Annotated in this window: 18 protein-coding genes; 6 read left to right on the top strand and 12 right to left on the bottom strand. The window is 49.7% G+C overall.

The genetic code is table 11. The features are described 5' to 3' along the window. Positions 1 to 86: 86 nt before the first annotated feature. Positions 87 to 362: a GlsB/YeaQ/YmgE family stress response membrane protein gene (locus AACZ40_RS16900; RefSeq protein WP_291167483.1), complete on the top strand. Its 276-nt coding sequence runs from the start codon at positions 87 to 89 to the stop codon at positions 360 to 362. An 8-nt stretch (positions 363 to 370) separates the two neighbouring features. On the opposite strand, the gene AACZ40_RS16905 is transcribed toward AACZ40_RS16900, so the two are convergent. Beyond that, entirely contained in the window at positions 371 to 976 is a 606-nt protein-coding gene (locus tag AACZ40_RS16905; RefSeq protein WP_291167481.1) for an ANTAR domain-containing protein, read from the bottom strand. A 325-nt stretch (positions 977 to 1,301) separates the two neighbouring features. Between AACZ40_RS16905 and AACZ40_RS16910 the strand changes: the two genes are divergently transcribed. After that, positions 1,302 to 2,861, top strand: coding sequence for an alkaline phosphatase family protein (locus tag AACZ40_RS16910; RefSeq protein WP_291167478.1), 1,560 nt, complete (start codon positions 1,302 to 1,304; stop codon positions 2,859 to 2,861). Between the two features lie 45 nt (positions 2,862 to 2,906). On the opposite strand, the gene AACZ40_RS16915 is transcribed toward AACZ40_RS16910, so the two are convergent. The 7 genes from AACZ40_RS16915 to AACZ40_RS16945 form a co-directional block, all read right to left on the bottom strand. Then, positions 2,907 to 4,112, bottom strand: coding sequence for an AI-2E family transporter (locus AACZ40_RS16915; protein WP_291167476.1), 1,206 nt, complete (start codon positions 4,110 to 4,112; stop codon positions 2,907 to 2,909). Positions 4,113 to 4,176: 64 nt separating this feature from the next. Then, entirely contained in the window at positions 4,177 to 4,383 is a 207-nt protein-coding gene (locus AACZ40_RS16920; RefSeq protein WP_291167474.1) for a hypothetical protein, read from the bottom strand. Positions 4,384 to 4,433: 50 nt separating this feature from the next. After that, entirely contained in the window at positions 4,434 to 4,883 is a 450-nt protein-coding gene (locus AACZ40_RS16925; RefSeq protein WP_291167472.1) for a phage holin family protein, read from the bottom strand. Continuing rightward, on the bottom strand, positions 4,880 to 5,080 hold the full coding sequence (locus AACZ40_RS16930) for a hypothetical protein (protein ID WP_291167470.1): 201 nt from the start codon (positions 5,078 to 5,080) through the stop codon (positions 4,880 to 4,882). Before AACZ40_RS16930 ends, AACZ40_RS16925 begins: the two co-directional genes overlap by 4 nt. Before the next feature lie 19 nt (positions 5,081 to 5,099). After that, on the bottom strand, positions 5,100 to 5,597 hold the full coding sequence (locus AACZ40_RS16935) for a hypothetical protein (protein WP_339675133.1): 498 nt from the start codon (positions 5,595 to 5,597) through the stop codon (positions 5,100 to 5,102). A gap of 92 nt (positions 5,598 to 5,689) precedes the next feature. Continuing rightward, a complete protein-coding gene (locus tag AACZ40_RS16940) occupies positions 5,690 to 5,992 on the bottom strand; it encodes a hypothetical protein (RefSeq protein ID WP_291167465.1) in 303 nt (100 codons plus the stop codon). A gap of 48 nt (positions 5,993 to 6,040) precedes the next feature. Next, positions 6,041 to 6,490 (bottom strand): general stress protein CsbD, encoded by a 450-nt coding sequence (locus AACZ40_RS16945; protein ID WP_291167463.1) that lies wholly within the window; start codon positions 6,488 to 6,490, stop codon positions 6,041 to 6,043. 684 nt (positions 6,491 to 7,174) lie between these two features. Here AACZ40_RS16945 and AACZ40_RS16950 point away from each other — a divergent pair. The 3 genes from AACZ40_RS16950 to AACZ40_RS16960 all read left to right on the top strand — a co-directional run bounded on the left by AACZ40_RS16950 (position 7,175) and on the right by AACZ40_RS16960 (position 12,026). Then, positions 7,175 to 8,149, top strand: coding sequence for a protein phosphatase 2C domain-containing protein (locus tag AACZ40_RS16950; RefSeq protein ID WP_291167461.1), 975 nt, complete (start codon positions 7,175 to 7,177; stop codon positions 8,147 to 8,149). Positions 8,150 to 8,427: 278 nt separating this feature from the next. Beyond that, positions 8,428 to 9,060: a sigma-70 family RNA polymerase sigma factor gene (locus AACZ40_RS16955; RefSeq protein ID WP_291167460.1), complete on the top strand. Its 633-nt coding sequence runs from the start codon at positions 8,428 to 8,430 to the stop codon at positions 9,058 to 9,060. Between the two features lie 56 nt (positions 9,061 to 9,116). Then, positions 9,117 to 12,026 carry a serine/threonine-protein kinase gene (locus AACZ40_RS16960; RefSeq protein ID WP_291167458.1) on the top strand — a complete coding sequence of 970 codons (2,910 nt, stop codon included), beginning with the start codon at positions 9,117 to 9,119 and terminating at the stop codon, positions 12,024 to 12,026. A 34-nt stretch (positions 12,027 to 12,060) separates the two neighbouring features. On the opposite strand, the gene AACZ40_RS16965 is transcribed toward AACZ40_RS16960, so the two are convergent. From AACZ40_RS16965 to AACZ40_RS16975, 3 genes are all read right to left on the bottom strand, one after another. Beyond that, a complete protein-coding gene (locus AACZ40_RS16965) occupies positions 12,061 to 13,290 on the bottom strand; it encodes a serine/threonine-protein kinase (RefSeq protein WP_291167454.1) in 1,230 nt (409 codons plus the stop codon). A 416-nt stretch (positions 13,291 to 13,706) separates the two neighbouring features. Beyond that, entirely contained in the window at positions 13,707 to 16,085 is a 2,379-nt protein-coding gene (locus tag AACZ40_RS16970; protein ID WP_291167451.1) for an ABC transporter substrate-binding protein, read from the bottom strand. 493 nt (positions 16,086 to 16,578) lie between these two features. Next, entirely contained in the window at positions 16,579 to 21,774 is a 5,196-nt protein-coding gene (locus AACZ40_RS16975) for a PVC-type heme-binding CxxCH protein (RefSeq protein WP_291167449.1), read from the bottom strand. 353 nt (positions 21,775 to 22,127) lie between these two features. Here AACZ40_RS16975 and AACZ40_RS16980 point away from each other — a divergent pair, with 353 nt between their 5' ends. Further along, complete coding sequence (locus tag AACZ40_RS16980) at positions 22,128 to 22,748, top strand: GntR family transcriptional regulator (RefSeq protein ID WP_291167446.1); 621 nt, start codon at positions 22,128 to 22,130, stop codon at positions 22,746 to 22,748. Positions 22,749 to 22,828: 80 nt separating this feature from the next. On the opposite strand, the gene AACZ40_RS16985 is transcribed toward AACZ40_RS16980, so the two are convergent. Next, positions 22,829 to 24,010, bottom strand: a complete 1,182-nt coding sequence (locus tag AACZ40_RS16985; RefSeq protein WP_291167443.1) for a fasciclin domain-containing protein — start codon at positions 24,008 to 24,010, stop codon at positions 22,829 to 22,831. Positions 24,011 to 24,303 lie beyond the last annotated feature (293 nt).

Here is a 24,303-nt window from a genome sequence, read left to right on the forward strand (position 1 = left end):
TCATAAACGTCAATCATAAACGTCAATCATAAACGTCAATCATAAACGTCAATCATAAACGTCAATCAAGAGAGAAGAACACTGTTATGGGAATCTTTCAATTCTTACTATTATTACTGGTCGCAGCCATCTGTGGAGGCATTGCGCAGTCACTGGCAGGATATTCCCGGGGTGGCTGCCTGACCTCGATCGCACTGGGATTCATCGGTGCCTTGTTAGGTACGTGGATTTCCGGAAAACTGGGGCTGCCAGAATTACTGACGATTGAATTTGGGGATCAACCCTTCCCAATTCTGTGGTCGATTATTGGAGCTGCCCTGTTTGTGGCAGTGCTTAATCTGATCTCATATCGGAAGAAATAAAGCAGAGTTCAGCCATCCTGAATGAGGTCGAAGGCGCCTTCAGCAGTAATGATAGCCTGGGCAATTTCGACCAGTTTCGTTCGTTTACGGCTGGCGATTTTTTGCAGCTGACGAAAGGCGGTTCCTTCATCGAGACCAGCCGTTTTCATCAGGATTCCCTTTGCCTGTTCTATAATCTTTCGATCATTCAGAGCGACGCGCAGATCTTGATTCTCTTTCCGAAGATCAGCAAATTCTGCAGCGCGCCGGTGGACCAGAAGAATGGCAGGTCCGAGATCAACCATGCGAATCGGCTCGACAAGCCAGGCCATAATATGATCCAGAGCAGCAGTTTCCACCAGTTCCAGATCGGATTTGGGAGTAACAATAATTCCCGGCACAGGAGTTTCTTTACCAATCAGTGTCAGTGCGCGAATTCCATCGATATCAGGCATCCGCACACCACTAATTACGATATCTGGCAGCTGACTGGCGCAGGCTTGAATGATTTCCTCCCCCGTTTGAACAGCCCCCATGATCTGATGACCCTGTTTAAGAACCGCTTTCCGGATCAGCTGCAGGGTCTCACTGTTACTGTGTGCAATCAGTATCTGCAGCGATTCCATCTCCACCATCAAAGCTACCTGGCCCTTTATTTACTATCGAAATTCTCATAAAAATATACAATCAGGTCCTATTAGACCAGATTGACAGGCTTTACACCATCAATCTGGTTTTTAAAATTGAGGAAATGTTTGTGTTCTCAGTATATCAAATCGAAGATCCTCTAGTTAATTTCTGAATGTTAGCGACTCTTGAATATCTGCGAATTTACTGAGACATTTTGGCACTCAATTTGTCCTTTGGGAGCTGAAATGGTAACCTCAATTTTTCCCATAAGAATGACTGGTCAATTCTCGTGCGGGAATTTGAGTCCTGCCCTGGAGTGATATCGCGAATATGAAAAAAGTAATATTAATCATTATTGATGCGCTGGCGTCTCGAGTCGTCCAACCAGCCTTGCAGAAAGGCTTGCTGCCTCATTTCCAGCAACTGGTGGAACGGGGCGTATTATGCCAGGAATGTACGTCTATCTTTCCTTCGATTACTCCTGCCGCAACCTGTGCGCTGGCAACGGGAACTTATCCGTTTGAACATGGTATTTCCGGAGCATACTGGTATGACCGCGACCATGATGAAATCGCCTATTTCGGGTCCGACCTGCCGGCGATCATGAATGAAGGCATGGGACGTTATATCAATGATTTTCAAATCAAATTGAATAGAGATCGCCTCCTGGTACCCACAATTTTTGAACTGATCGAGAAGCATGGAACTCTGTCCGATGCAGTGGTCAATTTTATGTGGTATCGAGGGACCGTGGCACATGATACCAGCACACCTCTGCTCCTGAATCTGACTCCCGGCGTCTCTCTCGAAGAATCGATGATCGGGCCGCATACCATGTTTCTGGGAGATTTCGTTTCGACTCCGCTTCTAGGGAATACCCTTGCGGCGCGAGGGGGAGTGACAAGACGATTTGGCTTCCACGACGACACCACTGCCGACTATCTGCTGGGGATGGCTGAGCAGGACTGTCTACCGGACTTTACCCTGGCATATTTTCCGAATAATGATTTTGACAGCCACGCGGAAGGACCGGAAAATGCAGTCTCGACTCTGCAGGCTGTCGACAGCCACCTGGGAAAACTGATTGAAATTCTCGGCGGCATTGACCAGTTTCTGGAGAACCATGTGCTCCTGATGACAGGCGATCATTCACAGAGTGATCTGGACGAAAATCCCGCAATCGAATTGAACGAAGTCCTCGCGAAGTTCCAGATCGCTGAGGCGGGAAAACCCTGGAGCAGTTCAGAAGAATTGATGGTCTGTCCTAATATGCGTTCAGCACAAATCTATATGCAACCAGAATTATGGGCTCGTCGCCATGACGTCATTGACTGCCTGTTGAAGTGTCCGGAAATTGATCAGGTCATATGGTGCGACCACGACAGTGGACTGAACGGGACAGACAGGCCTTCCTTTTATGTTCACACACATGAACGGGGTGACCTGGTATTTAAACCGGCACCAGACTCGACAGGCGACGCCCTCGACATTTATGGAACGGCCTGGATCTGGAAGGGCGAGTTAAGCGCCGTTGATGCCAGTATATCTTCAAACGGTCAAATAGAATTTGGGGATTACCCCAACGCCTTTGAGCGAATTGCGACCGGGTTTTCCGAGAAAACGGGCAATATCTGGGTCACTGCCCGCCTGGGGAAAGAATTCTGCATACCGGCGATCAAGTGTAATCCGGCAGGGTCACATGGATCACTGCATCATTTAGATTCAACGGCCCCCCTCATTGCAGCGGGACTGCCGGATGATTTCCAATTGCCGGATGCCCCTCGCATCATCGATATCACCCCAGTCTGCCTGCAGTTGCTGGGACTGAAACCGCCGCGTATGCCTGGTGAAAGTGCGATTAATAAACCATTGAACGATCGGCATTCCTGACAGATCTCGGCTCAGGTTTTGTAATTCTTCAACTATGGAGAATGATCAGCCAGACAGAATACGGGCCACGGGCTGCAGGCTTTTGAAATGGTCACAGGAGATCTTGACCATGCCGATCAGGGGCACTGCCAGTAAGATGCCACCGACTCCCCAGGCCCAGCCCCAGAATATGATACAGATAAAGACCAGTGCCGGGTTGAGTTTCATCGAATGCCCTAAAATCATGGGGGTAAAGACATTCCCTTCCAGAGTATTAATCACGATATACAGCAGCGGTCCTAACAGGGCCTCTGCAGGTGTATCCAGATAAACGATGCCGATCAAAAAAGTAACGCCGGCACCTATGAATGCACCGATAAAGGGAATGAAATTGAGTGTCGCTGCCATGATGCCCAGCAAAATGGGATCGGGAAGGCCGAGCAGCCACATTGCTGTCGCAATGATAATTCCCAACCCGATATTGATTGCTGTGATTGTCATCAGGTATCGGGAAATACCATGTTCCACGTTACGGATCATCGTCACAAGTCCGCGTTTATTTTCCAGGGTCGGCATCAATTCGACTACTGAATTTAAGGTTCGATGTCCCATCGCCAGCAGCAGATAGACCAGCACTACCGTAATGGTAACTCCAGCCAGAAAGTTAACGGTTGAGCTTAACAGGTAACTGGTCACCGGCGGTTGCTGAATTGAAACTTTGACCACATCGTCTTTTTCTTTTCCCGCAGCTATCTCAGAAACCTGGGTAGAGGCTTGATCGATTTTATCAACCGGGTCGATGATGAAGCGTAATTTCTGTTCTGCTTTTCTGAAGGTTGCTGGAGCACTCGATAGCCAGTCTGAAACCGGTGCTGCCAGAAAATAGCTGGCCAGACCGATGGTAAACGTGAGGGAGAGTACCACTATCGCCGCAGAAAGTGATTCAGGGATGGGAAAGACACGGGTCAGAAAACGTACCAACGGTGCTAAGAGAAAGAACAGCACAATCGCCAGGGCGATAGGAATGAAAATAGCTCGGGCAAAATACAAGGCATGAACCACGCCCAGGGTCGCGAGAATGGCCAGTGAAATTCGACCATAAGAGTGACTCTCTACCTTGTCTTTCAAGAGAGCAGCCGACACTGCCTGCTCTTCTCTGATCTGCTCCTGTTTTTCAGAAGACGAAAGCTCAGCATCCGGCTCATCACCGGTTTGAGCTTCCTGGCTGGGATTCTGGCTATCGGATTCGTTCGACGATGTAATCAGGGACACGGGTGATGCTCCTTACTGGCAACTATCAAAGCAGAGAACTCGCTCCCTGAGGGACTGATTTTTCTTACCAGGGCTTTAACTTCCATCCCACAATAAATCCGATTCCAAAACACCATAGCGCAGCCGTTCCCGGATTCTGTTGTGCGTAAGTGGAAACATACTCGACCAGATCATCAACGGGTTTCAACTGGTCGTATTGCTCTGCAGAAGCCGCCGCAGTTTCAGTCGGTCGCCCTGTCGCCTGAGGGTTTCGTGAAGAGCTTGTGTGCATATTCATCATTGATTTCCTTTCAAATTTATATATTGAGATCAATCTCATTTTTATTGAAACGTCTTTCGACGGTTACGATGTTTATCAGAGACAATTGCTTTAATCCAATGGATATTACTGCGTAATTCCGTACCGGATCGCTTTAAAATACGTAAGCTTTTCCTGAAACCTTTCCAGGAGATAAACAGAAATATGCTGGCAATACACAAGCCCAGAACTGCCACTGTCAGCATGGAAGAGGCCAGAGTCAGTTCAAAAACATTGCTTATCCACCAGGCGCAAGCCAGCAGTAAAACCGGGAATGCGCCAATACACAATCCAATGCCCAGTGCCAGAAAGACGGTCGGAGCAAATGATTCTCGTACCGCGTCCCGCGTATCGACTGCAAGAAGCTCGACCTGCAGTTCACTCAGTGCCAGCAGATCGGCTCCGAGATCTCCCAGGTCTCCTCGCATGTCTGGCTTGTAATCTGCCTGGGTCGTACCATTTTGACCGATCATCGTTTCACCCACCATCCTGCAAATAGTCCTGTGAGCAGACTGAGCTTCAAAGCCTCGCCGGGATGATCGCAAATCTGCTCACGTAATTGTTCTTTGATCTTTGTAAGTATTGAAACAGGGCTTACTTCATCCTGCTGTGCTTGAGCCTGAGAAACCCTTTCGCTTCTCCTCTGGTGTGGATTTTTTTCAATCTGCATGTGATATGGACTCATTTGATTAAAATCTCCGGTCGAGATGATTTTCGTACGGATTGGATGAAGTGGGACCAGTGCTGTCGGAAGCCCCTGTGGCACCAGATTCCTTCCTGCTCCCCTGATCCTGATTCAGAATTGATGTCAAATGCTGAGCCACCTGAGCGGCAGCAGCCCGCATCGCCAAACCCGACAAAAATGTAAACGCTGTCTTGACAACTCCTGCTTTTACTGAATCCTCATCTTCTTCCTGATTGACTACCAGACGCTTCTTTTTCGCCAGTTTTAACAATTCGTCGGTGTAGGGATTACTTACCTTCAGCTTTCTGGGAACAATCAAAAAACCCAAGGCAGCTGCCGCCCCGACGCAAGCCCAGGGATAATGTCTGATATAGTAATGCCAGTCTGTCAGTGCCGAGGCAGACTGTCTTATCTGGCTTACATCATCATCCAGTTCGCAGCGAATTTCATACATCTCACGACGTATCTCATTTGCTCGATTGTCTTGAGGCTGACTGGCCACTGTTTCGGCTCCTGTCTGATATTTCACTTGTTCAGGTTCAATGCTACTCTATCGAATGCAATTCCATTCTGATGGTCTTCGTGTGATCGACATCAGGAACGAAAATGCTTTTTCAGAGAGGCGGGAACAATTTCAGACAGTGATTCTCTCACGCTGTTCCCCACTCGGTCCATGAAAGCCTGATCGCGAGTAAAATATCGAGACGAGCCCCGGAACAGGGAACCCAGGACCAGCCCTGCGCCAATTCCGACTCCCAGTCCAATCAGCACTGATTTGGCTGGTTCTTCCTCCACATATTGACACAGCTGTGATGATTTCGCTGCTACCGTGTCCTCTATCTGATCGTGTGAGACAGGCACAATGCGTTTATCCAGATCTTCGTATTGGTGAATCATGTTTGACTCCTTTTAAGATTCAGTATTGAGCGGGAATGAAATTCAGAATTATCGACGCCAGACCAGGCTTACAATCACACCTGCGATCAGTCCGGTACCAAAGGCTACCGCAACTGATTCGGCGGGATGCTTACGCACCGTGCGTTCTGCTTCACGATACCCTTTCTGGACTGACTCATTCATATGCTCATACTGCTCGCGAGCTGCATCCGATGCATGAGAGAATTGTTCTTTCGAATTCTTAACGGCTTCATTGAAAGTATCTCCCATCTTTCCAGCCATGGAAGAAGCCGACTGGGACAGGTTTTCAATAATGCTATCCAGCTCTTTCCGGATATCCTTGCTCGTTTCGCCAGTCTTCTGCTGGATCTTTCCCACAAGCTGATCTGTCTTACCTTCCAGCCCGTCTAGATCACTCGAATTTAGCTGGCTCCATCGTTCCTCAATGCGTCCCCGAATTTCGTTCCAGTGACCGCGAAGTTCTTCTCGAGTGGTCATCTTCCTCTCCTTACCTTAATTAGTGGGATTGATTATCTGATATTTAAAAACGCAGAGCGTTATTAGTATTGATTCGCAAGTCGTATGCCACTTTGAATATTCACTCCCCTGCAGTTGAATAAAACCAGACGCAACCATCAGAAAAACCCTTTAATCATTGCATGAAAATCATTATTGAATGGCTGAGAGACATTCAGAATACCCGCAGTTAAGACCCGTACAGTTGCTGTTGAAACGGTCGCCAGTGTGCCAGACTGACTCCCTTTCGATCAAAATGCCCCTTCTGTATTAAAAAATTACTGCCTGCACCGGGAACGGGACCTGACACATGGACATTTCAACAGATCACCACACCCGGGTTTCTCTTCGAAAGCTTTCATCCAAATTTGTTCTGGAGAGTCAACCCTGACAACAGGTTACTAATCCAGGCTGATTTCAGATCTCATTTTCCAGCCAGAGAAATCATTGGAATTGGAATACGATATGCACCTTCTTTCCCAGCGTAGAAAATGATCAGATCCACACCTCACACTTTGATCTGACACTCATTGGCGGGCCGCTGTCATGTGGTGTCTTTCTGAGATTTGACTCTCTCCAATTACCTATTCTGACATGCCCGACGACTTCAATTGATGAATGAGGCTCTTGAAGCAGGTGTCATGCGATAACTGAGGAGGATCTGCAATGACCGGCAAAATGGACTGTTATGGCCTATCCCGTAGTGGCTCCCGATATGAAATCAACCAGGACCAGTTTCTGATTGCGGATCTGGAAAAATCGATGCGGGTCCACTGCAGCAGCCTGAGCCTGGATGAAAACTCCAGGCTCTATGGGAACTCCCAGGCTAAACTGATGATGGTGGCAGACGGAGTGGGTCGTTCTAATTCAGGGGATCTGGCAAGTCGCCTGGTGACAGACTGCATTTCCCGATACCTGTTGAATGAGATGGAATGGTTTCTGCATTACAATGAGGATACCGATGCAGAATTGTATCGAGAATTCTTAAATGCCTTTGAACTTTGCCAGGAGCGACTGGAGGATGATATTCAGGAACATCCTGAACGTTCCGGAATGGAGACCACATTAACCCTGGCCTATCTGGTCTGGCCTCAGTTGTATCTGGTTCACACTGGGCACAGTCGCTGCTATCTGTTTCGCAACTCCCACCTGCATCAGTTAACGAGAGATCACAATTTTGCAGAACAACTGGTAACCAGCGGCGCATTAGATGTCGATGAAGTTCCGGAAATCTGGCAGGAACTCCTGGTAAATTCTATCGGAGGTAACGGAGACAGTAATTTAAATCCCGAAATTGTCAAAACAGAAGTTCGCGTTGGAGACACTTTGCTGTTATGTACCGATGGCTTAACCAGACAGGTTCCTGATCTGATTCTCTCCGAAATTCTCAGCCAGAACCGGATGGCCGATGAAACCTGTATCCGTCTCATCAATCAGGCAATCGATCAGGGAGGGACAGACAATATCACAGCCGTGGTTGCCAGGTTTCTGGATCTCGGAGATCAGGACGTTTTGCTGGCTGATTCCCTGGAAGCAGATACCGGTACTTCAGAAGATCCTGCTTCTCAGGAAAAAGAAAACTCCCCAAAACCGGATCACAATAATAATGATCGAGATAAACAACACGACAAGGCCATATAATCGAAGTGTTGTACAAACTGCTTGTTTTACATTCTAATTTTCTTAAAGCAGTTCCGTCACCAGCTGCAATAAGCACGTAGAGAAGATCAGTCCTCTCAATAAGCCGTTGCATAAGATTGAGATCAGTCGGTCGAGATTCTGTGAAATTCACACATGAACAGCACGGCTTGTCGAGATTGCAGGCAATCGGTTACAATCGTCCCTGAATGCTCCGGCGTGGTCCGGATCCTGATCTCGATTCATGAAATTGATGCACCATAGACGGGGAGAGTTGTTGATTGTGTGATGAGCAAGAAGACCCTGAGATCTTTCTCAACCGGCTACAAGCGAATCCGGAAGGGGTGCTTGCAGACGAATATAACCGCTACCGGGAACGATTGTGGCGGATCGTTAATTTTCGTCTGGATACACGCCTGCTGGGTCGTGTTGATGCGGATGACATACTGCAGGAAGCATATCTTGATGCCTCCACGCGAATTGGACATTATCTGAATGACCCGGCTACCACATTCTTCATCTGGCTCCGAACCATTGTCGGACAGACTCTGATTGACGTCCATCGACGACATCTGGGGGCGCAAAAACGGGATGTGCGGCGTGAAGCCAATGCCAGGCGTCGTGTTTTCTCAGCCTCGACTTCTTTTCAGATTGCCAATGTCCTTCTGGGTGATATGACATCTCCCAGTCAGGCGGCCCTCAAGGAAGAACTGGCCATTCAACTGCGTGAAGCACTCGAATCATTAAATGAGATTGATCGGGAAATTCTGGTCTTGAGACATTTCGAAGAACTGTCCAACCTCGAGGCTTCCGAAGTTCTGGAAATCGAACCCAAAACTGCCAGTATGCGATATTTTCGGGCCCTGACCAGATTACGCTCCATTCTGGTTCAGATCCCCGGTATTATAGATTAACCAGTCTTCTCTGAAGTGCATTTCTTCACAGAGCGAAATCGCCAGGACCAAAGTGAATGTCATCTCCCGATTCACCTCAATCGATCAAAAATCTGACTCCTCCGGAAACCACCGATCTGGACCGGGTCGCTGACGAATTCATCGCAAAAATTCGCCAGGGTGAAAAGCCGACCATCCCGGAATATGTAAACCGTTATCCGGAACTCGCCAGTGAAATCGAAGAGTTTTTTCCCGCCATCTTAGCCCTGGAAGGTGGGAAATATACCGCACAAACTCCTGGCAAAGTCTCCCTGGGAGCCAGCGCACCAGAACAACTGGGTGATTTTAAGATTGTCCGGGAAATCGGTCGTGGCGGCATGGGCGTCGTCTACGAAGCAATCCAGGAATCACTCAATCGTCGTGTGGCTTTGAAACTGCTGCCACGACATTCGCTGCTTGATGACAAACAACTGAAACGATTCCGCAGAGAAGCGGAGCTGACGGCTTCACTGCATCATACGAATATTGTTCCGGTATTCGGGGTGGGTGAAAACGGCAATTTCCACTATTACGTCATGCAGTTGATTGAAGGCCTCGGACTGGATGAACTGACACAGAAACTCGTTGCAACTGCTGCAAATACAGACCTCAAAAGCCAGACTATCAAGCCTGGTTCACAGACCCATACCAGCACTGACATTTCTACTGCGTTGGATGAAACTGTTGAGTTCCAGCGATCCGAAATTTCGGAGGTCGCAGGTCAGAGCTCAGCAGACTTCGCAAAGTTTGTCTCAACACCTGCTAAGATTGCTGAACTGGGAATTCAGGCGGCCAATGCTCTGCAATACGCACACGATCGGGGTATCCTGCATCGCGATATTAAACCAGGAAATCTGCTGCTCGACCGCGAGGGCCTGTTGTGTATCACCGATTTCGGGCTGGCACGCGCCGCCGAACAGAGCGACCTCAGTAAGTCGACTGACATCGTGGGAACGCTGGGATATATGGCTCCGGAAATGTTTCGGGGAGAAACCTGCCGCCAGAGTGATATTTATGGACTGGGAATTACGCTCTATGAACTTCTAACGAAACAGTATGCGATTGAGCGAACCAGTCGGCACGTCATGATTGAACAAATCACTCATGGCACGATCCCCTCTCTGAGGCGAATCAATCCACGAATTCCCCGCGATCTGGAAACCATTATTCTCAAAGCGATCGCCCCTGATACGAAACACCGGTATCAGTCAGCCAGTGAACTTGCCAGCGACCTGCATCGCTTTCTGGAGAATCGCCCCATCCGGGCGAAACGGGTTTCCCTTCTCGAATCTCTGTGGCGCTGGAGCTGCCGCAATCCTGCAGTTGCATCTCTATCCGGACTGGCTCTGCTGCTGATGCTGGCTCTGGGAATTTCCCTGGCAGTGGGATTTGAAAGAGAGCGGCGGGAACGAAAGCGAGCGGAATCAACGGCTCAACTGGCAACGAATGCCCTGGATCGTCTCTTCGACCGCTTTGTCCCTGCGCGCCTGCATACAACCGAGGTTTCCGGAGCCGGGGATGGCTATGCAGAGCCGATACTGTCCCGTGAATCAGCAGACCTGCTGGCGGGCATGGTCCAGTTCTATGAACAGCTGGCAGAATCGACGGGGGAACAGGAAGAGTTCCAGAACAAAGCCGCAAACGCACAACGGAAGGTCGGTGATATTCATCGTCGGCTGGGAGACTTCAGTTCTGCCCTGGCTTCATATCAGAAATCACTTCACCTCTATCAACAAAACACCGGGGAAGCGAACGCACTGATCATTGCCACTTTATATAATGAAATCGGGCGAATTTACCGCTATCTGGGCCAACAGAATGAAGCGACACTTGCTCATAAGCGAGCAGAAAAACTCTTAGAGGCAACGCTTGTTGCCGACCAGGAACAGAATGATCTGCAATTTGAACTCGCACGAACCTTTTTTCTGAAGGTCATCCAGCTTCGACCCGATCAATTAGGAAACGCGATTTCGGAAATCGAACGGCCTTCCCCGCCAGACGGATCCATGCCAGCAGCAGAGGACCGAATTCAGCTCCAGCAGGCCATCGACATTCTTGAAAATCTGAGTAAATCAGATCAGACCAATCCGGAATATCGCTATCTGCTTGCGCTTTGCCTGCAGGAACAGCTTCCCGCCGAGTATGTACGATCAACACAAGATCAGGGCAAACAGGCGCGCGCGCTGGAAATCCTGGAAACCCTGGTTGAAGAGCATCCCCATGTCGCAGATTACCGTCAGGCTGTTGTGAAATCTTATGAGCGAATTGATATCAGACGTGTGAATCCGGAAGAAATCGATGAGAATGTCATCGGACGGCTGGAACAGGCCATCCAGCATGCCAGCCGTCTCGTCTCTGATTACCCCACCATTCCGGAATACAAAATTTCTCTGATCCATGCGCATAACAAGCTGGCCCATGGCCTCGATAAAATGACCAGGCTGTCAGGAGCATCTAACGAAATCCGTACGCGCCACGATACTGCTGAACTCTCGCTTAGAACGGCTCTCAGGTTACAGAAAGAACTGACCCTTCAGTTCCCGGAAGCACCAGAACACCGCCTCTGGATGGCCAAGTTTGAAGCCGGACTGGCTGAAATCCTCTATAAAAAAGGGAGCGAAACCGAAGCCATCAGCCTTCTCAAAAGTGCGATAAATATACTCCAGCTCGAATTGAAAACGGACCCCCACTCCTACCCTGTGTATCGTGAGCTTTCAGGTGCCACAGAAGGGCTGGCCCGCATCTATCATCATGTCGGCAACGAGGTTGAAAGTTGGATCATGTGGGACCAGTACGATCAGCTCATGGAAGATTTCAAGCAGAAGTTCCCTCATGCAGCATTACCCATGTCCGATGAATCTCATTCATCGCGGCACGGTGGTCTCCATCCGTTGCAACACAGACGTCCTCACCGCGGCCCCAACAGACCTGGTCCTCCTCGCTTTTGAAAATTCAGGACTCCCTCCCAGCCAATCGAATGAGTTACTGAATGTCATTTTTCCTGAAGACAGACCATTTACCGCGTCCCTTCCAATCAGACTTCACATGGTTTTTAAAGTCATGACCGTTCAGAAAACGGACCAGGTTGATACTCAGTTCGTCAGCCGACTGAAATCGATCCTGCCTCGAACTGGCCAGACATCTGGAAATAATATTTTCCAGCGCAGAGGGAATCTCGCTGACAATTTCACACGGACGGGTATATCTCCCCTTCAGAATCTGCTCGATCAGCGCGCCGGAGTTCGCTGCCTGGAATGCCGGCGTGAGCGTAGCGAGTTCGTACAGAACACATCCCAGAGAATAGAGGTCACTGATTTTACCCATTTCCCCCTGAATCCGTTCCGGAGACTGGTACTGCAGAGTCGGGACACGTTGCTGCTTAAGTGTGCCCTCCAGTTGTTGTGGTAAACTGAAACCTGTCAGCCAGCAGTGTCCTTCCCGGTTCACAATCAGATGAGCGGGCCTCAAATCACAGTGTAACTTACCCCGTCTATGAGCAAAACGCAGAGCATTGGCAGCTTGTAGTCCCAGACGGGCAACCGACCGCCAGTAGTTCTGCCTGAAAGAATTCACGACCTGAGTAAGCTGTTCCTGGTACAGGTAACCCGTCTGGGATTCGAATTGGTCAGAGCCCCCTGCCCCTGCCTGTTTACAGCCCAGGCCTTGTAAAACCTGATCCAGACTGATCCCGGAAACCAGTTGCATCACCGTGTAAGTATACCCCTGGTCTTTCTCAATGCTGTCAACCGAAACAATATTGGGATGTCTCGATTGAAACACCAGGCGCGACTCGCATAGAAAACGGTCTCGCCAGCGAGGAGAACATTCCGATTTCCAGGGAAACAGTCTAATCGCCACACTGCGCTGCTGAGGCCCCTGCTCCGCGGAGTAGATGATTGAAGTACGAGTTCGGCTGATTTCTTTCAAGATCCGACAGTTCCCCAAATGACGGTTCTCGAAATCTGCTGGAACCTGTTTTCTCAACCTGGTAAATTCCTGATTCGTTTTCCACTCCTCCATCGCGATCAGAACAGGAAAACTTTCGCGGATTTCGTCAGCATATTCCGGACAGGAATTCACATATGCTTTTATGGAGGGATTGAGCCAGCGGCGATGTTCTTCCAGAAACCGGGAAGCCATTACCTCAAGTGTCATGCGCTCGGAAGCGATTCCCGGCTGTTCGATAATCCCAGATGATGACTCAGAACTCATGTTGGCCCCTCAAGGAATTCTGAAGTCAGCCGGCTTGTGTCCTGTTGACTATCGCTGGTTCGACCTTCTTCCCGCTTCAACCGTCTCGAAAAGCTTACTGACTTATTGACAACCGGTTTTTCAATGACAGTCAGTCTTCAGTTCAATCGGAGCATGGGGAAGGAGCTCGTATTACAACAGTTTCAGCAGATCGGACAACACAGACGCCTGAGCTGACTTCACACGGTTCCATCTGGTTTCATCCGTAGGATTGACGATCTACGTTCGCTGGAAGGCTGGTAATCATCAGATGGGCCCGCATTTCTATAACGAAAGCAGTTTCCGGAAAGCTACCGCCAATTTCATTGATTTTTCATAAAGAAATTCGAGTGAGCAATTTTGAACCAGGTATCAGCTGCGATCTCTTGAGGGATGCCTTACTCCATGTCCAGCTCTTTGTATCGTGCTTCTTTATCCAAGACAGTGCCCCAGACCCGGTTGGAAGCCTGATGCCGTGAAGGACCGAAAGTAATGATCGGGCCGATCCCCAGATCCAGACCATTAATCTGTTCCAGCGCATTGATCAGATTTTCTGTCGTGAGGGGTTTGCCTGATTTCTCCAGTACCTTGAAGCCTTCCACCAGGCATTCAGCCGCAAGGTAGCCTTCCAGTGAAACAAAACCCGGCCTGGAAAGGGGGTAGAACTTTTTCATGGCATTACGATACCGTAACACGCCGGTGGCACTCGAAAGATAGTAGGGTACCACCTGGGTCACAATCACTTTTTCTGCATACTGAGAACCCATTTCTTTAAACTGCTGGGCCAGCAGTTCGCTCCCGACAAAGGATACCGCGGCAGTTTGAATATTCAGATTACTATCTTTAATTTTCTGTACCATTAATGCTGCCGGTTTATAAGTGGCCACCATGATCAAGGCTTCGATTCGGTCCTGGTTCTGTTCAATCTGTTTGAAAGCATCTGTAATCTGCGTGGTGTTTCGCTCATAACCAACCCGGATAATATTTTCCGGCTGGATTTTATATTTTTCCAGTGCTTTCGCCACACCTGCAAAACCATCATCGCCGAAGGAATCATTTTGAGCGAATACAGCAATTTTCTCAGGTGCGATGCGTTTCTTTTCAACAAAATAATTAACCATTGCTGCGGTTTCATCAGCATAACTGGCACGGAGATTGAATACATAGCGATCGGGGGGATCACGTCGCAGGCTCTGCGCTCCTGTGAAGGGTGCAAAGAACAGATGCTGATTCTCGTTGGCATAAGGCACGGTCGCCTGGGCAGTCGGAGTGCCGACATTCCCAATCACGGCAAACACTTTTTCCTTTTCGAACAGTGTTTGCATGTTCTCCAGGGCCTGGTCCGGCTCATACCCGTCATCTTTCACAACCAGTTCAATCTGACGCCCACCGATACCGCCCGCTTCGTTGATCGATTTAAAACAGGCCTGCATCCCCATGACCATATTGGTTCCCAGTTCCTTGTTGGCACCGGTCATGGCGGTTGAAGTCGCCAGAATGATTTTATCTTTCGTAATTCCCTGCGCGACAGATCCCGCCTGTTGTTTCGGAGCAGCCGGCCCCGTCGCATTCTCGCGGGGACCGTTGTTCCAGTAATAGTAAGGCACCAGCGTTAATAACAGAAAGGTCACCAGAAAAATGATCGTGCTAAACACCGTCCCCCGCCAGGGTGCAGCAGACGGAGCGGGTACCGCTTCGCCTTCCAGTTCTTCCCGGCTCAGAATCTTTGTGTCATCATATTTTTCTGCACTGGCAGTGACCGCTTTCAGATCCAGCAGCATTTCTCTGGCAGACTGATACCGGTCTTCCGGATTTTTTGCCATCGACTTACTGACAATGGAAGCACATTTATCGGGAATACTCGAATTCACATCACGGGGATCAAGAATGTCGGCATGACAATGGGCATACATGATCTGCACAATGCTGCCAGCATCCTCATAGGGATGATCGCCTGTCAGCAGTGTGTAATACGTAGCCCCCAGAGAATAGATATCACTCCGCATATCGACGGGTTTGGATTCACATTGTTCGGGACTCATGAAGTAAGGCGTCCCGATCAGCTGGCCATCCTGGGTCAGCTGCATCGACTGTTGAATGATGCGTTTCGCCAGACCAAAATCAGCAACCTTGATCGTGCCATGTGCCGACTGCAACAGATTTCCCGGCTTGATATCACGGTGCACCAGTCCGGAGGCATGGGCCACCATCAAGCCTTCACAGGCATCCGCGATAATGCGTGAAGCCTCCAGAGGGGAATAAGGCCCGATCGATTCCAGATGGTCATCAGTACTGCCACCTGTCATCAGCTCCATCACAATATAATTGACATCCCCCTCCTGGCCGATTTCGTGAATCGAAACCACGTGAGGATGCGTTAAGCGACCGGCGGCTTTTGCCTCTGCCAGAAATCGATCCAGCATCATTTTATCTGAAGCCAGTTCGGCTGGCAGCAGTTTGATGGCGACGTCACGTTCGATCGTTGAGTCATGTGCTTTATAAACGACTCCCATCCCTCCCTGTCCCAGGAGACCGGTAATCGTATATTTGCCCAGTTTTTTTCCGATCCAGGCCGCAGCTTTCTCGGCGGAAGGTCCTTCCAGATGAGGGGCAGACTTGCCGGTGATACTGTCACCGCCAATCATGGTTTTGTCGATCTCTTTGATGTTAAGCGGTGGAACTTCATCCACCGTTTCTTCCTGCGCAGGGTCGACGGGGGGAAATTCATCGACGGTTTCTTCACCATCTACAGGATCTTGATAACCTTTGTCCGACACGGGTCAGTTTCCAGAATTCGATCGTCTCAATCGGGTAGTATTTCAGCCCCGGAATGCAGGATTCCAGCCAGGCAGCTTTAAATTTAGTGAAATACTTATTGATCTCAACGCCCAGTGCTCTCTTGAACATATCGTAATGACGTCGAAATTGAAATGAGACTTTTAGAGATATACAAAATCATCGTTCATAAAATAATTTACGCAATCGTTTTTTTTTAAACTCGCCAGAATATTCATGAAAATTCAATAAGAACAGGGAATGTACCCACTCGTTCCACTTATCTACATCCAATAACGGCAGAACGTTGGAGTTGACACCTGTTTTTCGTCGATTATTTTCAGAACGAGCAGAGTTTTTCCTGTACCGGAAACAGGGATCTCGGAGACTGTAGAATCAGAATAACTGGCATAAAAGATTCGATTCGAGTTGTACTTCGAGCCAGTTTCTTTCGCTTCAAGGCAGTCATGCTTCTTGAGAAACATCAGTCAATCTTTATTGACTGGCAACCCGCAGACGAACCGTCTTCAGGTCCAGCAGCGCCTGGTTGATTTTACCATCACTGCGAACCGTCAGTCGTGTCTTACCACTGGGAATATCAATCGTCCCGAGTTTACGGCTTTGATAAATGTCCCAACTGCCCGTGGCGGTTACAGTCCAGGTCAATCGCTGATCTGCGACTTCCATCTGCATCAGATTGCCAGCGACTCCCTGGGGGCAGGCATATTCCAGGTAGACATCATATTTGCCGGACTTCGGCACATCCATTGTCCACACGGCCCGGTCATTTTCACTCTGCCAGTATCCCAGATTTTTGTACTTGTTTTCGTACTTCAAAGTTTGCCCATAAATCTCAGCCAGTTGTGGTGTTAAAAAGTAGTCTCCCCTCAGTGCTTCCGCTTCCACTACAGCCGGTTCGTTGCCCTTAAACGTCTTGCGGGGTAATTCCGTGGCATTCAGATAGGCAATCACATCAGCCAGATCCTGCAGAGTCATGTCTTTTTCCAATCCTTCCGGCATCAGTGATTTTCCAGTACTGAGCAGTTCCTCCAGATCATGACGCAACAGCGTTTTTGTTTTGCCATCATTCTGAATCAGCGTAATACTCTCCCCGCTTTCTCCTGCCAGCAACCCATTAAATGTCAGCCCGTTGACGGTGACCGCCAGATAGCTCACATATTTATTTTCTATCGCCCGGTTCGGATCCAGAATCGCGGTGATCAACGCGCGCTGAGACTTATCAGTCAATGCCGACAAATCCGGGCCGATAGGCTTGCCTTCCTGATTCAGTTGATGACAGACCGAACAACGTTTGACAAATATCTGATGTCCCGCCTCGGCATTTCCTTTGAGCTCCAGCACTTTTGAATACTCTTCCACAACCTTCACGCGATCCGAGTTCAGTGAGGAAGCCAGCAGCTGTTCTGCCTGTTTACGGACCTGATTGTCTTTGCTGCTTAACAGGAGTTGACGACTCGATGCATCGATCTCGGCAGGAAGTATTGTTTTCTGTTCGAGTGCGGTTAACACGGACTGGCTCCAGGCACTGCGACTCAACAGGGCATTCAAGACATCGGTGCGTAACACGGGACCAAAGCTTTTCCAGCGGCTCAGCAGAATCTCCGGCGTTTGCTGATTCCCGAATTGCGTCAGCGCGACAACCGCGGCGCTCTGAAGTTCCCGTGAGTTCCGGGGAGAAAGCAGATCGGACAGCAGTTCCAAATCTTCATCGCGATGCGCAAATCCACGCCCCAGCATCGGGACTACCCGTTGACGCTGTTGCACTGAAGCAGATTCATCTGCAGCGAGAGTGCGCGCTGCTGCGAACAGCGGTTTGATTTGATCGAGTGTCTGCTGCAATTGTGGACTGGATTTCTGATAAAATTGAGGCAGAGACAGATTGCGACGTCCCAGCGATTGCAGCAGAGTAGAGATGGCCTGGAACTGCCACGGCTCAAAGGATTTCCCGGCAGTCCGCTTGGCGGCGACATCATAAATATACTTCAGCGTCTCCTGATTATTCTCCGCAACCGCCATCGCCACAAGAGCATTAAAGCTCTCTGCGGGAGGCTGTTTGCCATTCAGTTCTTGAAAGAGCGCGATGGTGAAGGAATCCAGATGGGCTCCAACCGAACTCAAGACCGCTGTCCGCAGGTAAGCATCCCGGTCATGCTGTAGCGCCAGTTGTGCCAGAGCAACTCCCGCTTCCGGTGAATTCCATTCTCCCAGAGAATAAGCTAGCTGCATTTGAACCTGGGCATCCGGATCATTCACCATGCTGAGCAACTTCGATCCTATCTCGGGAGTCTCATTGACGAAAGCTTCCCCAATTCGAATCGCATGGCGGCGTACCCCCGGATGTGAGTCCGATAAAGCAGCGAGCACTTCTTCCGCGGTCACTTCACCTAAACCATCCAGCACACACAGTGCATGCATCCGGGCCGTCGCTGCTTTGCCGTTGAATACCATCCTCTTCAAATCTGGTGCTGCCGCATTCTGCTTCCGACTGACGAGCCATTGATGGGCCATGTCGCGCTGCGTCCCGTTGGGACTCTCCAGCACCTGTACCAGTTCGAAATCTGACAACTGATCCAGGCGGGGAACTGAACGTAACGGAGTCTCATCTTTTACGATTCGATAGATTCTCCCCTGCTCTTTCCCGGCACGCAGATCCAGCTTTTCCTGCATTTCCTGTGGAATCCACTGGGGGTGCTCAATCACATGGCGATACATGTCTGCCACCCAGAGTGCCCCGTCAGGGCCAGTGCGTACCATTGTGGGGCGAAACCAGTTATCCGTCGAAGACATGAACTCCGAATCCTGCTCATTCTCTGCCCGCCGGCTGGTGAAAGTGGTCCCTTGGGGAGTGACAATTTCCCGATGCACCAGATTATGAACCGGTTCGCAGATAAACGAATTGCCGACGATTTCGGGGCCCAGTATTTCATCCCGATAAAAACAGAGTCCACATGCCGAGGTGATGCGATTGACTTTATTATAATCATTAAAGCGTTCCTGAGTCCGACTGACAGGAAATATAGTCGCTGCACCTGGCCGGTTGGAAATCTGGACTTTCGCATCGGGGGCAATGAGACTTTGATTCCGTCGGAGATAGTGATCTGTCAGTGCATAATGAAACGCAGGATTACTGTTGTTGCTGCCGAACCAGTTGCCCCAGTCATCGCGTTCCCGACCAAACTGAGTCTGTCCCGACTGCGGGTCCATCAGGCCGCTCTCCGGTCTGACGCGTAAATCCCGACGCCCCAATGTCAGTTTCTCTCCCGTTTTGACCGAGAGCAGATCACCGCCGGAATCACCATTGGCCAGATAAATCCAGTTATCCAGTCCCCAGCGCAGGCCATTGACACGATGCTGCTGGTTCCCTTCTCCAAAGCCGGTATACAGCGATTCGCGCAGATCCGCTTTGCCGTCTCCGTCGGTATCTTCCGCATAAAACACTTCCGGGGCCGTCGTCACAATCACCCCGTTGCGCCAGGACATGACACCGGTAGGATATCCCAGTCCCTCTAAAAACAAAGTCGATTTGTCATACGTACCATCACCGTCGGTGTCTTCCAGATAGCGAACCCGTCCGGCGAATTTTCCGGACTCATCCACCCCCAATGGATAGTCAGCCATCTCTGTTACCCAGAGTTTCCCATCTGGTCCCCAGTCGAAGGCAACCGGGTCCTGCACCAGAGGTTCGGCGGCAACCAGCTCCACATGAAATCCCGGTTTGACTTGAATGCTTTCCAGCGCCGCCGAAGGAGATTTGGGTTGCGGTCCCTGTAACTCCATCAGTTCTGCAAACGATTTACCGGCGACGAGATGTTTCAGTTTGACTGTGTCTTCATTTTGAACCCAGAGATGTTTTGAATGAAACCAGGCGCCATTATTCGTGCCATTACGGGAAATGGCGGGGACTTCGCCGGCCCCCATTCTCTGCTTTTCAAACAGCGTCTTCCAGCCTTCCTCAAGTGATTTAAACAGATGCAGCGAATAGCGACTTTCATTGGAAAACAGAGCGTCATCCAAACCATCTTCATTGATATCGACAAACCGCAGGCCGGCGTCACGACCTTTCGCATCGACGATCAGAGCATCTGCGGGAAGGGACCAGGAAAGCTGCTGCCATTCTGAATTCTGCTCGGACCACATATAAACAGCCTGCCGATCTGGATTTGAGATGATCAGTTCGCATCGACCATCGTGGTTCAAATCGCGCAGGCGGAGCCCCTGATCGATACCCGAATTGAGAATGAACAGAGATTCGTCGCCCGCAGGTAAACCGGCCAGAAGCGAACTGTCTTCGATCCAGTTTTTGCCGTCATAACGCCAGGCGCTGGATTCCTCAGGAGTCAGCGTGAACAGCACCACCTGGTCATTCATAATTCCAAAGCGACTGCGAATGGACTGGGTTCCGTTCGCAGCAGGCTTTGAGACCAGTTGTGTCGGAAATGCACTTTCCTCCCAGTTTTCCTGATCCGGATTCCAGATGCGGGTTTTCTGCACACTCTGATTACCGATCACGACATCCATAAAACCGTCGCCGTTCAAGTCCAGCAGTCTCACGCCATTGTCAGCCCCCTGCTGATTTCGCAGGGGCTGTCCGGCCAGCAGGTGCTGGTTCATGCGGTCGAGGACTTCACGAAACGAGAGAAACTGCACCGCGGCTCCATGTTTCTCGGTCGCGTGATCGATCAATTTGATGACCTGCTCGTTACTGATCCAGCCATGCGGATGGAAGACCAGATTGAACGTTCCCTGCTTGACAACAGTCGCATCGAGTACGGCGGTCCAGTCACGCACCGTCAGCGGGTTCATCGGCTTCTGGCGATGCTGGGCAGACCAGTCACTGGGAGTCACACAGGAGAACTCCCAGCACAGTCGCGAAATGGGGTACGGATAGGGATAGTCAAAAATCGTATTCACAAAACCCCGATCGACGGGCACATACTTTTCAATCCGCCCCTGTCCATCCGGATCGACAACATACTCCTTCGGAATTTTCGGATCTTTGTCTGTGAAGACCTGAAAAACCGAAGTGTCAATCTGCAGAAAGTTTCCCTGGGGAGACCGACTGTTGAAGATCTCGGTAAAAAAACGGGGACTGACGGTATTGAGCGAATCACAACAGGGCATGCGATAGGCAACTGGTCGGCTACCTGGGATCTCGTTCAACAGATCAACACAGCGATCCACCGTCCCTTTGGCTTTCTCAAAATCGCGATCTTTTAAGAGTGGACAGGGATGATCATAAGTGTGCACTTCAATGCTGACCCCTTCCTGTATCCATTTCTGCAGATGGGGATCAGCTGGATCAACTCGGCAGGTCATGATACTGACACCCGCGTTCCCGTTGATTTCTTTGAGTCGCTCCAGAATCGGCCGCAGATAGGTTTCGTATTTCTGAATATCCCGCATGTCATCAATGGCGAGTACACAGACCGCTTTGACAGTGGGATCTCCATACCACTGGGGTGTTGTCAGCCTGGGAAAATCCCGCGAAACGTAATAGGGATCATCCTGATCCAGGTAAACCAGCCGATTACCGGTTTCGACGGTTTTCTCTGCTGCCCGCAGCGAGTAAGGAAGAAAAAACAGACAGTTCAATATCAGAATCGCGAGTCTCCGAATTCGATTCCGGTTCGAACAGGCGGATTGAAAAACATCTGTGACTGACAGAAGCATCTGCAATTCTCCGGTATGTAGTAGATTGCCAGACTGAGTTATGAACCTGGTTTCCGATGAGTTTTCCGAAAACACTCTTCCTTTGAGTCTGGCTGTCTCATTACGGCATGTCAACCAATCCACCAGAATATTGCATACAATTTACCTCACATCGATATTTTCCCAGAAATCCCGCCAATTTGACAGAAAACCAACCACATGCACAATTAGAACCTGTTTTCATATCATTTCATGAGAATGGCTGGTATCGAATGTGCTCCATCAGAATTGCAATATTGTTCACAATTAAACAGAATAGGGAACTCCTACTGATATCAGAGCATCACCCCGTCTGAAATGAACCAGGTACCACCATGCCCCAGATCGAGTCAACCGCGAACCAGAGCCAGGACATCGTCGAGCAATTACGGATGGAGATCATCACGGGACGCCTGGAAGAAGGCATGCCTTTAAGAGAAGTCAGTTTAGCAGAGCGGTTCCAGGTGAGCCGCGCCCCCATTCGCGAGGCACTCAAGCAACTGGCTCATGAAGGAATGGTAGAATCCAAGCCCAACTGCGGCATGCGCGTGGCGCCTGCGTCTTCGGAATCCATGCAGGAACTGGTGATTCCACTCCGGCAGACCGTGGAATCGTTTGCACTCAAGTCCATCTTCGCAGAATTATCTGAAGCGGACTTTCAGGAATGGGAAACCCTTCTCGAAGAAATGAGAACCGCCTGCGAAACCCGAGACTATGCACAACTCACCGAACTCGATATCAAGTTCCATCAATCGATTGTGATGAAATCTCCTGAGCAGGGTCTGATGTCGATCTGGGTCACACTCGTCTCTCGCCTGCGCAGGCACTTCCTTGCAGGATTCCAGAAGCCCAATGATCCGATGAAAGTCTATTATGAACATGTCGCGATTGTCGCCATGTTTCGCACAGGCAAACTGGAACCATCAATGCAGGCTCTGATTTCCAATATCGATTGAAAAAGAACTCCCGCAGCCACCATACTCGAAGTGACTGCGGGAGCCCCAGGTTTCAAACTACGTGAACACAAAATATAGAATTAAAGTGAAGACATTTCTGTATAAGCATGATCCAGGGCATTTCTCAATCGCCATGCCTGTTGTGAGACACAGTTCATCTGCTGCGACTCGCTCAACGCATGTTTCATATTCATGCGAATGGTAGCAGGCATGCTGTCTGCCCCCTGGAGCACATCCTGCATCGTTTTCTGATACAGCTTTGTAGTCGCATGATAATCACCACAGTTATACAGGTTTGCTCCCTGTGCTACTGCCTGTCGGATTTTCTCGCGGGCTTCCGTAGCGCTGTACTTCTTATCGTCGGGAGGCATGATCACAGTATCAATCACATGAATCACGCCGTTGGATGCATCCAGATCAGTTACGAGAAGTTTGGCGTTATTGACTTTCGCAACCCCATCCACCACTTTAATTTTCACTGGTTTGCCCTGCAGAGTTTTAGCTTTCCCTGCTTTTAAAGCATCTTCGGAATAAACACGTCCCGCAACGACATGATATTTTAAGATCGCTGCCAGCTTGTCTTTGTTTTCCGGCTTCAACAGTGATGCAACTGTTCCTTCCGGGAGCTTCGCGAATGCTTCATCGGTAGGTGCGAACACGGTGAAAGGCCCTTGCTCAGACAGCACGCCGGCAAGTCCAGCAGCCTTGGCTGCCGCAATGAGAGTATTGAATTTCTCTGCTTCGGCTGCGGTAGTGACGATGTTTTTATCGCTGGGAAGAATCACTGAATCAATAACGTGAATGATCCCGTTGGAACACATGATATCGGTCGCTTCGACGGTTGCACCATCGACCTTGACCTGACCATCTGCAGCTGTGATGTCCACACGCTGGCCATTCAGAGTTTTAGCTCCTTTCAACTTTACCACCTGACTGGCTGGTACCTCTCCTGAAATCACGTGGTATTTCAGAATGGCGATCAGCTGATCTTTATTCTCAGGCTTCAATAAAGTTTCGACAGTGCCCGCAGGTAACTTGCTGAACGCGGCATCGGTCGGAGCAAGTACTGTAATTGGCCCCTCCCCTTGTAATGCGCCGACCAGATCGGCTGCTCCCAGGGCGGCGGCCAGCGTTTTAAAGGATCCTGCTTCGACAGCAGTTTCGACAATATCTTTCTTTTCGGCGGCTTGTATTAACGTGGCTGATAATGTGACAGCAAAGGCGGTGGCCACAGCCGCTGACTGCTTTAGTAAGCGATTCATCAAACAGACTCCTTGAGTGATTTGATACAATTGACTCGATTTCTGAGTTACTTATGAGAAACATGAGTGGCCACTACAGTTTCCAGTCTATTAATACCTTAGAGTAACGAGCCGATTTGACAACCAGCGGTTTGAGAAGAATCCTGAAATTCCCCGGCACCACATTCCAGGAAGCGACTTCTGATTAAGATCAGGTTAAGTCAAGCAGGCGCTGCAGGCATTACTGAGACAGAGGTTACTTCACGACGTTGCCTGCTGCAGGAGAGCCCGGTTTCAGTGACTTCACCGGCAGT

It is taken from the genome of uncultured Gimesia sp. (genome assembly GCF_963972345.1).
GTDB lineage: Bacteria > Planctomycetota > Planctomycetia > Planctomycetales > Planctomycetaceae > Gimesia.